Source organism: Mesorhizobium sp. M6A.T.Cr.TU.017.01.1.1 (assembly GCF_004023115.1).
GTDB lineage: Bacteria > Pseudomonadota > Alphaproteobacteria > Rhizobiales > Rhizobiaceae > Mesorhizobium > Mesorhizobium mediterraneum.
Genome location: NZ_RZTA01000085.1, coordinates 1 through 12,570 on the forward strand (window position 1 = coordinate 1; position 12,570 = coordinate 12,570).

11 protein-coding genes and 1 pseudogene are annotated in these 12,570 nt (G+C 59.1%); 2 read left to right on the plus strand and 10 right to left on the minus strand.

What is annotated here, in order from left to right; all coding sequences use genetic code 11:
- Positions 1-1,044, minus strand: a pseudogene (locus EOB36_RS23550) (hypothetical protein); the annotation flags it as partial.
- Between the two features lie 321 nt (positions 1,045-1,365).
- Between EOB36_RS23550 and EOB36_RS23555 the strand changes: the two are divergent.
- The gene (locus tag EOB36_RS23555) at positions 1,366-2,319 is read left to right on the plus strand and encodes a transglutaminase-like cysteine peptidase (protein WP_127288473.1); all 954 of its coding nucleotides are present in this window, start codon (positions 1,366-1,368) and stop codon (positions 2,317-2,319) included.
- 187 nt (positions 2,320-2,506) lie between these two features.
- Here EOB36_RS23555 and EOB36_RS23560 read toward each other — a convergent pair whose 3' ends face one another.
- Genes EOB36_RS23560 through EOB36_RS23575 form a run of 4 tightly spaced genes read right to left on the minus strand, consistent with a single transcriptional unit; the run spans position 2,507 to position 8,091 of the window.
- A complete protein-coding gene (locus EOB36_RS23560) occupies positions 2,507-3,145 on the minus strand; it encodes a ribbon-helix-helix domain-containing protein (protein WP_127206209.1) in 639 nt (212 codons plus the stop codon).
- Positions 3,135-4,424 (minus strand): HlyD family type I secretion periplasmic adaptor subunit, encoded by a 1,290-nt coding sequence (locus EOB36_RS23565; protein ID WP_127288474.1) that lies wholly within the window; start codon positions 4,422-4,424, stop codon positions 3,135-3,137. The genes EOB36_RS23560 and EOB36_RS23565 overlap by 11 nt, the downstream gene beginning before the upstream one ends.
- A 48-nt stretch (positions 4,425-4,472) precedes the next feature.
- A complete protein-coding gene (locus EOB36_RS23570; RefSeq protein WP_128285828.1) occupies positions 4,473-6,602 on the minus strand; it encodes a type I secretion system permease/ATPase in 2,130 nt (709 codons plus the stop codon).
- 40 nt (positions 6,603-6,642) lie between these two features.
- Positions 6,643-8,091, minus strand: a complete 1,449-nt coding sequence (locus tag EOB36_RS23575; RefSeq protein WP_128285829.1) for a TolC family protein — start codon at positions 8,089-8,091, stop codon at positions 6,643-6,645.
- Positions 8,092-8,388: 297 nt separating this feature from the next.
- On the opposite strand from EOB36_RS23575, the gene EOB36_RS23580 reads away from it, so the two are divergent.
- Entirely contained in the window at positions 8,389-8,928 is a 540-nt protein-coding gene (locus EOB36_RS23580) for a hypothetical protein (RefSeq protein WP_128285830.1), read from the plus strand.
- A 151-nt stretch (positions 8,929-9,079) separates the two neighbouring features.
- Here EOB36_RS23580 and EOB36_RS23585 read toward each other — a convergent pair whose 3' ends face one another.
- The 5 genes from EOB36_RS23585 to EOB36_RS23605 all read right to left on the minus strand — a co-directional run bounded on the left by EOB36_RS23585 (position 9,080) and on the right by EOB36_RS23605 (position 12,569).
- Positions 9,080-9,367 (minus strand): GIY-YIG nuclease family protein, encoded by a 288-nt coding sequence (locus EOB36_RS23585; RefSeq protein WP_065009969.1) that lies wholly within the window; start codon positions 9,365-9,367, stop codon positions 9,080-9,082.
- Between the two features lie 248 nt (positions 9,368-9,615).
- Complete coding sequence (locus EOB36_RS23590; protein ID WP_128285831.1) at positions 9,616-10,203, minus strand: hypothetical protein; 588 nt, start codon at positions 10,201-10,203, stop codon at positions 9,616-9,618.
- On the minus strand, positions 10,200-10,790 hold the full coding sequence (locus tag EOB36_RS23595; RefSeq protein WP_128285832.1) for a L,D-transpeptidase: 591 nt from the start codon (positions 10,788-10,790) through the stop codon (positions 10,200-10,202). The genes EOB36_RS23590 and EOB36_RS23595 overlap by 4 nt, the downstream gene beginning before the upstream one ends.
- Positions 10,774-11,937, minus strand: coding sequence for an AAA family ATPase (locus EOB36_RS23600; RefSeq protein ID WP_128285833.1), 1,164 nt, complete (start codon positions 11,935-11,937; stop codon positions 10,774-10,776). Before EOB36_RS23600 ends, EOB36_RS23595 begins: the two co-directional genes overlap by 17 nt.
- The gene (locus tag EOB36_RS23605; protein ID WP_127206202.1) at positions 11,934-12,569 is read right to left on the minus strand and encodes a TadE/TadG family type IV pilus assembly protein; all 636 of its coding nucleotides are present in this window, start codon (positions 12,567-12,569) and stop codon (positions 11,934-11,936) included. Before EOB36_RS23605 ends, EOB36_RS23600 begins: the two co-directional genes overlap by 4 nt.
- Position 12,570: the final 1 nt, after the last annotated feature.

Consider the following 12,570-nt stretch of genomic DNA (forward strand, 5'->3'; position numbering starts at 1 on the left):
CGCCGTCGGCGCGTCGTCGACGATGTTGATGGCCAGGTTGCCTGGCGCTGCCGGATCGCCGTCGGCGTCCGTCACCGCGACCGGGAGGTTTACGCTGGTGGCGTCGCCGGAGGTGTTGTCGATGAGCGTATAGGAATAGCTGATCGTGCCGAGGCCGGTCGCGGGATCATAGACATAGCTCGCTGTCAGCGAGCCGGTCGCGTCGGTGAAGGTCTGGGGCACACCGGTCAGCACATGGCCGCCGAGCGAGACTTCCGACACGCCGTCCGGCGAGGTGAAGCCGATCGTGCCAGAGGTCGTCTCCGAGGTCGCAGGCTCGTTCGAGCCTTGTGACTCGCCGCTGCGTGCCGGTAGGCCAGCCTCATAGACCGTGGTCGAGGCTACAGGATCAATCGAAGGGGTGGAGTCTTTCTCCCTGACGCCAATCGTCAGTTCGCGCGGCTCCAAACGGCCAAACTGCAAGGCCGTCGGCGGCAGCAATGCCGATAGATCGAACCCATTGCCGATCCCACCGACTGGAACCGCGAAGTTTCCGCCGGCGCTGCCCGGCGTCCCGTTTCCCGGCCCCGCCGAGATCGAGCCGTCGGCACCGAAGGCAATGTCGACATGGCTTGCTTCAAGCGCCGCCAGCAAGGCGACGCGCGGCACCTCAATGTCGCCGAGAATAAAGGTCGGCACGTTCAGGGCACCGTCCTTGATGACGACCACCGAGCCGTCTGGTTGTTCGAGCAGAAGGTGGCGGCCGTCGACTCGGATATTGTCGATGGCGACGTTGGCCGGAAATCTCACGGTGTTGCTGGCGTCGGCCACATATTCATGCGGCGCCGCAGCCGCTGGTGCATTGGCCGCTGCCGGCGCTTCCGTTTGCACTGCTGCGCCGTTGCCCACATCCGCCGGCACCGGCTCGGCTGCTGCCGGTTGCTCGGTCGAGGCTGCTTGCGCGACCTGGATACCTGCCGCCGATGCCAGGCCGCTGTGTTCATTGGAAGCAGAATGTTCGTCCGAGGAACCTGAAACACTGTCCAATTCGATAATGGTCGCCATAGCTGAAACCCCTCCGGTATTTCTCTGGAAGAGACAGCGGTAACCTCGGCTTTGCAACAGTCTGGTAATCTATTCCATATATCCTAATATGCATTTGCCACTATTTTTTACGCATGGTAAATCATATTTATATAACCCTATATATGTTGCCGCAGCAGAGCAATTTGCTGACAATCCTTACGACAATGACGCGAAAGATAAGTATAAATATATATAAAAGTTTATACAAAATAGAAGTAGCCCTTTGCGACAAAGTTATCCACCTTCCTTTCCAATAATTTGAGACAAGATTGGTAGCGTCCACAGTCAAAGGTGGGCGTTATGAAAAAAGAAAAGGCTGGCCTGGCAACCGGGCTCAAAATGCTCTTGCTGGCGGTCGGCCTTGTCGGCCTGTCGCAGCCAGCACTCGCGAATGCCATTGTGGCGGATGTCGCTGCGGCCGGTGAGCAGCTGGAAAAGTTGCAGGCGCCGCCATGCCTCGGCGGCGTTTCGCTGGCGAGATTTCAGCCTTGGCGGCCTGCTGAAGCTTACCGCACAGATATGTTTCCCGGCAGCTACGGGCCAGCCGTTGCTGATTACGGGGAGGCTCATTCGACGTCGCGAGGCGATGCCGGCATAGATCCTGTGCAGACGGCGGCGATAATCCCCGGTGTGTTCGGATCGGTTGCCTTGTCGATGCGCAACTCTCCCGTCTCGGCGCGCTGGGCACCTGTCTACAGGGCCATCGCCGGCTGCTTTGCGAACAGTGCGTGCGAGCGCAAGAGCGCTGCTTTTGCCGAGATCGTTAACGCGGTCAAAGACCGGGGGTTCAGCGACAAGCTGTCCTTCGTCAACAGCAGCATAAACCGCGCGATTGCCTACAAGAAAGACAGTGCAGTTTACAGCAGGCTCGACTATTGGGCGAAGCCTTCGGAAATCCTCGAGCGGCGGGCTGGCGACTGTGAGGATTTTGCCATCCTCAAGATGGCGGCTCTGCTGCGGGCCGGTATCCCGGCGCAGAGCATGTCGCTTGTTGTTCTCCAGGATCGCCGCAGAAAATTCTTTCATGCCGTACTGTCGGTGAGTACGGACAGCGGCACATTCATCCTCGACAGTCTCAACAACACTGTTTTGAAAGACAGCGAACTCCCTGATTATCTGCCGCTGTATTCCTTCAGCACTGACCGGGCGTGGATCCATGGCGCAAAACCAGGGGGCGCGCAAATAGCCGACATCAAGGGCGCTTTCGCAACGGTTGCTCCTGGCGAAGGTTCGGAGCCGGATATGTCCCTGTGAAAATGACGCGAAGCACGTCAGGATTGAGCTGCACTTGCCCGGAGCGGCAGCTCTAAAGCGCGTTGCATTTGAACGGATTCATGCGACGCGCTTTAAGTTCTTGTTTTTATCCATATAGCAAAACCGCTGCGCACCCTAGGATCAAGCCCAGGGTCAAGCCCGAGGGCAAGCTTTTGCGCGACATGCATTAGCCGTTGACGAACGCCATCAGCAGCTCCGGTTCGGGTACGGGCGCCCGCACTGCATTCAATTGACCCCGATACCGACGTTCGCCGGCGCCGATGACGAAGCCGCTGGCGATCGGAACTTCGCCATTGGCATCGAGTCGGGCAAAAATGTCGGCGACATTGAGATCCAGCGCCAGCTTGAGATCTTGTCGTGCATCATTGTTTGGTCCGGTCGGCAACTGACGCTTGACCAGTTGCTGGAACGGAGCATTGAAAGTCAGGATCTTCTTCGATGACGCCAAGGCAAAAGCGGGCGAGGGGCAGGCAACCAATATGGCATTGATCGTTCTGATCGATGCAAGCTTTCGCAGGATCAGGTTTTCATCCGCCAGCCCGAGTATGCAGGCCACCCGTATCGCCGACGTCAGATTACCAGTCTTGGTTTGATTTTTGGCGATCTCGTCGATCAGCATGCCGATCGTGCATTTCCTGTTTTCAGCCATCTGCTTCAGCGACATCCAGAAAGCCTTTTCCAGACGAATGCCGCGGCGTATGCCGCCACGCGCGACAACCCGGAACTCCAGCCCGAAATCCTCTCTGGTGATCGGCAGAAGCAACCGATCATGGGTGCTGGGAGGAGAGTTGGCGCTACCGCTCACTCATCGCCTCCTGACGCGCCTTGTTGATCGGCTTCAAAAGGTAACTGAGGATCGTCTTGCGTCCTGTCTTGATGTCGACTGAACAGATCATGCCGGGGATGATCGAATAGGCCTTGCCGTCCCGTTCGAGGGTCGACTTGTCCGTCGCGACACGCACCTGGTAAAAGGGCTCACCCGTTTTCTCGTCGACCAAGCTGTCGGCGGTGATGTTGGAGACCTTGCCTTCGATGCCGCCGAAGATCGAGAAGTCGTAAGCGGTGACTTTTATCAGCGCCTCCTGGTCGGGACGAATGAAAGCGACATCGCGTGGCGAGACGCGCGCTTCGACCAGCAAGGTTTCGGAGGTGGGCACGATGCCTGCCACGACCGAGCCAGGCTGGACGAAGGCGCCAACCGTGTTTAGCTCCAGTGTGTTGACGATGCCGTCCACCGGCGAACGGATATCGGTGCGCGCTACCTTGTCAGTGGCCCCACGAATGGTTTCGTCCACGACCGAAAGCTCGGCCAGCGCCTGCGTCAGTTCATCCAGTGCTTCCTGCTGCAGCTGGAGGCCGAGCTCATCAACCTGGAGTTGAGCTTCAGTGATCGTTGACCTGATCTTCTTGACTGTCTCGCCGGACAGGTTCAGCTGACCGTTGAGTTCAGTCTGCTCCCGTTCAACCCGGATTTGCTCTGTCCTGGCCATCAGCCCCTTTTTGACCATTGATCCAACCAGTTTTGCCTCTTGGTCACTAACGGCTAGGTTCCTTGTCAGGCGGTCGGAATTGGCGGCTGCTTCGTCCAGTTCCTTCTCGCGCTGGTCGAGGCGCGATTTGAGAACGGACAATTTATTGTCGAAGTTTTCGCGCCGGGCTGTGAGAAGCTTTTGTTCATTCTCGCAGATTTGCGGAGCGATCGACTGAATGTCAGTCGGGCACAGAAAAGGCCCTGTGAGATTGCCGCTTTGTTCGTATTTGAGCCTTGCGATCCGCACTTCAAGCGCGCGTGACTTGGCCTGCTGCTCGCCAAGGCTGGACGTATTCAGCGTGTTGTCGAGCCGAATGATCAGGTCGTTTTTCCTGACGACCTGCCCAATCTTGACGGCGATTTCCTGGACGACGCCGGCTTCGCTGGCCTGGATGATTTGGGTCTTGGACGCCGGGATGACCTTGCCGTCGCCGCGTGCGATTTCATCGACTTCGGCAAAAGCTGCCCAAGCAACGAAAACGACGAAGAGCGCTCCTATGATGAATATGGATGCCGACGCGAAAAGCGGCGGACGGTCTTCTCTGGCAAGCATTTCCCCACGCCCCATTATATTGAACTCGTTCAATATAATCTATTTTGATCAGCCACTTTTCTGCAGTGCCTTTACGACTTGTTCCTTTGGTCCGTCTGCAACTATCCTGCCTTGTTCGACAACGATAAGCCGATCCGCCAGCTCAAGCATGCTGTAGCGGTGGGTTGACACGATCAGCGTCGTGTTTTCATCGAAGGCCACTTTGAGCTGTTTGATCAACTGTCTTTCCGAGGCGAGATCCATTGAGCCTGACGGCTCGTCCAGGAAGACGATTTTCGGCTTGGTCAGCAGCAGGCGCGCAATTGCCACCGTCTGTCGCTGCCCCCCCGAGAGATTGGTACCCCGCTCGCCGACATTCATGTCATAGCCGCGCGGGTGGCGAGAGACGAACTCGTCGACACCGGCGGCCTTTGCGGCGTCGATGATTTCCTCATCGGTCGCTTCGGGGCACGCCATCAGGAGATTTTCCTTGATGGTGCCTGAAAACAGATCGCCGGCCTGGGCGACGATTCCTACCGCAGCGCGAACCTCCGACGGGTGGTATTGGCGGATGTCGATGCCGTCGAGCAAAAGCTCTCCCGAGGTCGGAAGGAAAAGCCTGCCGATCAGGCGACCCATCGTTGTCTTGCCGGACCCTATACGGCCGATGATGCCGATCCGTTCTCCCGGTTTCACCGAAAAATTGAGGCCGGTCAGAACCTCGTTTTCCGATCCGGGATAGACGAACCCGACATTCCTGAACACCATCGCACCGTTGCGGATGGGGCGATTGACGAAGCCCACCGTGTCCGGCCGGTCTTCCGGTTGAGCCATGATCGAATTGATGATTCTCAACGAGAGCATGGCTTGCCGCAGTCTCGAAAGCGTGATGGCGATCTGGCCAAGCGGAGCCACCGCGCGGCTCGCCAGCATGACCGTGCCTATTATTGCTCCCGTAGAAATATGACCTTCCGAGAAGGCATAGGCGCCGGCTACGACCAGGGCGACGGTCACAAGCTGCTGTATGGCCTGGGTGATGTTGCCGGCGGCGGCCGAAAGCTGCTTGATCTTTTCCGACGTGTTGGCAGCGTTCTTGGAGTGCTCGCCCCATCTCCGCAGCAAATACGCTTCGGCCCGCAGCGATTTGATCGTCTCCAGCGTCGAAATGGATTCGACCAGCAAGGCCTGGCGCTGAGAAGCCTCGTTCATCGAGGCGGCGACTCGCTTGCCGATACGTCGCTGCGTGATCAGCCCGACGATGACCGACGCCACGAAGGCCAATGCCGGTATGACCACCAGCCAGCCGCCTATCGCATAGATGACCAGAAGAAAGACGAACACAAAAGCCGTATCGATGAAGACGCTGATGGTGTTGGAGGTGAAGAACTCCCTCACGAATTCATATTGAGTCACGCGATTTGCGTATTCACCGGTCGAGCCAGGGCGCGCTGACAGAGACGAGTTGAGGACTTTTTCGAACAGAAGATATGATATTCGCAGATCTGCTTTGCGCCCGGCATAGTCGATGAGAGACGCCCTGGCGGTCTTCAAAAGCAGATCGAACAAAATGACGGCGCCGATGCCGATTGCCAGAACCCACAGCGTTGAAGTTGCCTTGTTCGGCAGGATTCTGTCGTAGACGTTCATGGTGAAGATCGGCGAGGCGATCGCCAGCAGATTGATGAATATCGCCGACAGGACCACTTTCGAATAGGTGCGCCAGAAGGCGCCCATCGTTCCCGTCAGCCAGTGACGCCTTTCTATCTTCGCCGCGGAACCGACCTTCATTCCTTCGGTGGCATTGGCATAGGTTATCGAAAAGGAAACGCCGCCACTGATGACACTGGCGGCAAGCTCGGATTTGGCGATGATCGTGCGGCCATCTTCCTGCGGGGCGGTCGTATATGCGCCGTCTTGCATCTCCGCCAGCAGGGCAACAGGCAACTGGCTGACGCGAAAGAGAATGGCAGGAAGATCGACACGACCGCGCAGAAAATCCCGGTGGCTGAATTCCTGGACCTCTAGACCGATGCGTTCGGCAAGATGCCTGATGTCATCCACCTCTATCCGCGTCTCTGAAAGCGGAACCCCGGCGAACAGGACCGTTTCGGCGCTCGGCCTGCCGAGATATCCGGCAACAGCCGAAAAGCAGGCCTTGAATGCCTCTTTGGGGGAGAGGATGTTTGGTTGCTGGTTCACGATCTGCCCGCAAGGACTCTCGATCGATCCTTAAACCGAGCTATTTCTTCCTGACCGGGGCGAGGATGTCGAAAGGCAGATCATTTTTCTGTTCCGACGGGGTGCGCGCATAGGTTTCGGTGTCAGCAGTCTCCGGCGTTGCAAACTCGGTCCTGGCATAAGCCGCCGCCTGTTTTGCCGGCTGAAGGTTCATCGTTTTCAGCAGCTGCCCGGTCGCCGCCAACAGCCGATACTCGGCGAACAGCGATGCGTAGGAGGCAGTATCCGCCAGCGTTGCTGTGTTGAACCGCGTATTTTGCGCATCAAGCACGTCGAGCAGCGAACGCTGTCCGACCTTGAATTGTTCGCGATAGGAGGCGACGAGCCTTTCGCTTGCGGAGGCTTGCTGTCTCAACGTCTTTGCAAGTTCGGCTTGCCGGAAGCGGCGATCCCACGAGGTGCGGATGGCTTCCTCGATTTCACGCAGGACCTGATGCAATCCAAGTCGCTGTTCGCTGGTGCGGCGGATCTGTTCTTGTTCGTTGGCCTTGTCGATACCTCCGCGATAGAGGTTCCAGCGCAGCACGAGCCGCGCTTGCAGGTCGCTGGCGTCGCCGTCGTCGCCATCAATATCATATCCGGCCCGCGCACGGCCTTCCGCAACGATAGCGGGTCCGAATTTGGCCCGGGCTGCATCCACCAGTGAAGCAGCGGCATCTATATCGCTGCTGGCCATGTGAACGCGCGGATTGTTCTCGCGCGCCAGTCCCAGCGCCTCATCAAGCGACCTTGGCAGCGCGCCGCCAACACTCCCTGGCCTTGAGGCGTTCGTCAGCGGCTTGCCGACGGTCTTGAAGAACCGTATTTTGGCCTGTTCCAGCTCTTCGGTGGCTTCCTGCATGCGTGCCTTGGCGGCGAAGAGGCGCTCCTCGGCCTGTTGCCGATCGGCCTCGTTCAACGCACCACCCGCGATGCCTTGCCGGATATCGCCGAGAATCCCCTGATGGAAGCCCAGGTTCTTTTTCGCCTCTGAAACGATCGAGGCCTGCAGCATGTATTCAAGATAATCCTGAACGACGGAGAGCCCGATGAATTCAGATCGCTCCAGTACCCTGAAAGAAGCCCCATCGACCCGCGACGCCTGATGGTTCAGTTCGGCCCGTCGTGCTCCACTGTCATAGAGCGTTTGCGATATCACGACACCCGCTTCCGCCGGATAGAGCGCGTCATCCTCTGTGGAGAGCGCTCGTCGGGACGAATTGTCGAGGCGACGGGCTCCCGCAGATGCCTCGAGATCGATGCTGGGAAGATAGAGCCCTTTCGCTTGACGCAGTTCGAATTCGATTGCTTCGCGGTTTTCGATCGCTTGGCCGATCTCCGGATTGGACTCGACGGCTACGGCCATCGCTTCCTTGAGCGTGAGGGCACTAGCGCTCCCGCAAGCCAGCATCGAAAATGTGAAGAGCAGGCCAAGGCGCTTGCCAATGGCCACTTTGATTGTCGTATTCATGGTCTACCCCACCCACGCTTCTTGCCTGGTGCTTTTTGTACGGCCAAGCCTTCTCACCGAAGCTTTGACAAGTTATCCGATAAATTCTTCGAATACGTGAGTGTTTATTGATTTAGCACCGGCTTTAAATAGGGTCTGGGCCATAAAGTTTCGGGGATGTAGCAAAAATGGCACATAAACGGGCGGCTCGCCACGGTTGTGGGCTGCGCCTGCGCCTGTGATCAATGCTGTTCGCCGCCTTCCTTAAGCTTCGCGCAATCTTTGCAGCCTATTCTGCTTATCGATTGGCGAGGGAACATGACGCGCAAGTCGCTACTGCTTTTTGCCTTTCCGGCTCTCATTCTTCTCATTCTGGCAGGGGAGCGGGCAGCGACGTTCCTGCTCGGAAGCTATCCGGCCAGCCCCGCCCTGTGGCGGATCTGGCTTGAACTGCGCCCTTTGGCGACGATGTTCTGGCAGCAGGTCGACCTTTATCTCAGCGGTTCAATGGTCCTTGATGCCGCCATCCTGACCGCCGCATCGATCCTCTGCTGGATGGCTTGCCGGACGCGAAAATCGGCCGCGTTCTTCTTCCTTGCCAACCACGCCGCTTTGCTTTTCGCCGGGTTGATGATGGCTTCCAGCAGCCATTCTGAAACAGCGAGCACGATCGCGGCATTCACCGCGCCGAGCGGCCATCCATTCTCGCTGATGCTCGACTTCACCTGGCAGAACAGCCTGGTGCTGCTTCTGGGCACTGCGGCCTGCGCCTACTGTCATGTTGCGTTTCTCAGCGAAGCGCGACAGCGTTCCCGGGCGGTCGCCGTACGGCTTATTGCTCTGCAGCGGGATTTGTAGGACCCGGGGCACGCCGGTGCCTTCTCGATTAGCCGAACCTTCCCTCCACTTCGTCATCCTAGGGCGGAGCAAGGAGCGAAGCGACGCGGCGCAGACCCTGGGATCCATTCCGTGACATCAGCCGAAGAATGCAGCGGCCCAGAACCGAACCCTACCACCCCGTTCCGCGAAAAAGCTCGAACCACTCTGGATTGGTCTTCTCGATCAGCTCGATCTTCCATTGGCGCGGCCAGCGCTTCAGCGACTTCTCGCGCTGGATGGCGTCGCGAATGTCGAAATGTTCCTCGTACCAGACCAGCCGCTGCACGCCGTAGCGGCTGGTGAAGCGCGAGCCTTGGCCGGATTTGTGCTCCGGCATGCGGCGGCCGAGATCATTGGTGACGCCGATGTAGATCGTGCCGCGCTTCTGGCTCGCGGTCATATAGGCATAGCCGGTCATGGCTGAAGGGTAACGAGCGCAGTTGCGGATACAAGCGCCGTTCTGAGCCGTTGCATTGTTCGGCAGAGGTAACGGCATGGATCCAGTGTCTGCGCGGCGTCGCTTCGCTCCTTGCTTCGCCCTAGGATGACGAAGGCGCGGGGGCTTACGGCTAATCGCCAGCGTCAGAGAACGCGGCTGAAGGCCGGCCTACAGCGACCGTCCACGGTCGCTTTCAGGCTAAGAACCAAATCCTCCGTGCAGAGGAACTAGTTGATTTTCTTGTAATGGACCTTGCCGTCAGGCTGCACGATGCGCTGGTAGGAGGCGTTTGGGGGAGGGGGCGGCGCCGCGATCCTCTTTTTGGGTGGGCGCGGCGCTTCGACGATACTGGGTTCGGTCGCTTCTTCGAGATCGGTGGCTGTTTCCGCCATGGTGCTGGTCGTGATCACGGAAGGCTCCGCGATGCTCGACATGTCGTCGTCACTGTCCAGGGGCAGCTCCTGTTCAAGCCGGGCAATGCTGCCTTTGACTTCGTTGAAGCTGCCCTGCAGTTGACTGTCCAGTTTTTCAAACCGGCTTTGGAAGCCGTTGTTGACCGTATCGAGCCGGGCCGCGATCCGTTGCTCGAATGATCCGAGCTGTTCCAGCCGCCGTTCGACAAGGCGCAGATCGTTGATGCCGCGGTAGAAATAGACCGCGGCCGCTATGTTCACCGCCGTGATCAGCAAGGCGCCGACGGCGACAACGCCGAGCATCCTTGCATTGCTCGGTTTCCCAACTGCAGCTTGCTCTTCCGTGTGGGTTGCCGGCCCAATGTCGATTGCCGGTATATCCGGGTCGCTGATCATCGTCATTGGACCACCACCTTTGCGCCGATCGAGACGCGCTTGAAAAGATCGATCACATCGGTGTTGGTAAGACGGAAACATCCCGATGTTCCGTCGAAGCCGATGCCCTTGGGATCGTTGGTGCCGTGGATGCGGTAGAGCGTGTCGCGCCCGTCCCGCAGCAGATAGAGTGCCCTGGCGCCGAGCGGATTGTAGGGACCGGCGGGCACCATTTCCGGCAGCTCCGGCTGGCGGGCGCGCATTTCGCGGGGCGGGCGCCATTCCGGCCATGCCGTTTTCGCTCCGACCTTGACGATGCCGGTCCAACCAAAGCCGTCGCGTCCGACGCTGATCTGGTAGCGCAGCGCCTGGCCCTGCCGGGTGACTAGATAAAGCGCCTTCTCGTCCTTGCGGATGATGATCGTGCCGACCCGTTCCGCGGTTTGGAGAGCAACCGCCTTGCGCAGGCTGGGGCCCATTGCCGGCAGCGGCGGCCGGTCCGACAACGCAGATCGGGCATGGGCGAATTCCCAGACCGGCATCCCCAAGGCCAGGCCGATGATGCAGGCGCCGGCAAGCCTCGGGACGATGCGATATCTACCGTGCAGCGTCATCGAGCCGCTCTTTGAACATCCGCTTCAGGTCCTTGTTGAAGCGCGCCCGCCCGTCCACTTCGGAAGGCAGGATGGCCCGGTTCAGCGCGTCGGTGAGCAGCGCATTGTCGAGGCCGACCGACTTGATGTGCGGCGCCTTGAATATCTTCTCGAGTTCGCTGCGCGAAAAGTGGTTGCCGAACCATTTGCGCTTATGCTTGTTGGCGACCAGGGTGATGCTCACCGAATTGCCGCGCAGTTCGCGGATCTTCGTGTAGAGCCGCTTGCCTTGCCGCAGCGAGGCGACGTTGAGCTCGAAGACGATGAAGATCTCGTCGCTCGTCGAAAGCACGGAATTCTGCCAGGGGGTTTCGATATTCGGCAGGTCGATGATGATGTCGTCGAACCGGTAGGCGACGAGGTCCAGCAGCCGGAACACGAAATCGGCGCCCTGCGGCTCAAACGGCAGTTGCGGCCTCTCGAATGAATAGAGGGTCAGGCCGGACGGGCGAGAGAGCTTGATGACGTCCATCAGTTCGACATCGAGCCTTTCCGGCTGGCCGATGATGCCGGCCACGTCGAACTGGTTGAACAGGTTGAGATAGGCGCCGCAATTGGCGCTCTGGAAATCGAGGTCGACGAGGCAGGTCGAAGCTGCACGTTCGGTGGATTTCGACGCCAGGAATTCCGCCGCCGACAGAGCGAGCGTCGTGGCGCCGGCGCCGCCGCTGGCGCTGATGAAAGTGATGATGCGGCTCTTGGTGCCCTGGTTGCCGGTGTCGTGGAAGGTGACCGCGTTCAGCAGTTCCTTGGCATCGAGCGGCTTGTGCAGCCAATCCGAGGCGTTCATGCGAACCAGGATGCGCGTCTGTTCGGAGGTCAATTCGTCGGAGACCGCGATCAGCGGCACCGTCGTCCACAAGGCGCGCGCCGCGACTATTCCGGGCTGGCCGAGCAACTCGCCATGGCCAAGGTCGAGGATGACGATGCCCGGGCGCGTCTCGGGGGGCGGGCCGTTGAGGAAGTCAGCCGTCTCGGAAATCCTGACATCGTAAATGGCCAGCGCGTCGAGCCGCGTCGCCACCTCGCGCTTGAACTGTGGATCCGACGAGAATAGGGCCACTTGCTTTCGTTTGGTCGGCAGAACCTTGGTGTTGATGGCATTCATGACGCGGTACTCTTCAGGTCTTCGCCCGTGACGGTGCTGAGCATGGAGGGCATGGTGATGTCCGCAAACCCCATCAGCCCTTGCAAAAAGAAGAACTGGAAGGTCCGGTTCTGAAGGCTGACGGTGATTGTCGGCACCGGTCCGCCGAACCGAGTCTGGTAGCCCAGGCCGGTGGCGGAATAGGCGATGACGACATTGTCGCGCCGCAGGCCAGGAAAGAAATGACACATACCCGGCCGCTGGTCTGTCGCCAACGCGGGACAGGCGTCGTCATTAGTGACTGCCGTATCGCCGCGGAAGATGCGACTGAAATTGGCAGCATTGAATGTGCCGCCATTGCTGCAAGCCCCTGTGCCGGCGGTATATGCGCAGACGAAGGGTCCATAAGCGGCGGCCACCACCGGCGCGCCCGGTGTCGTCGTCGGTGCGGCTGTAGCTAGCGCGGTGGCAACCGGATCGGAAATAGACGCCAGGCGCGCGCCTAACTGGACGGCCTTGGTGGCGGCGTTCCATTGATAGAAGGCATGGCCGAAATCGACGAAACCGAGAACAAGGGCAAACAGCAGCGTCGCCACGATGGTCATTTCTACCATCGCCGCGCCGTCTTCCGATTTCGCAAAACGCTTGATCATG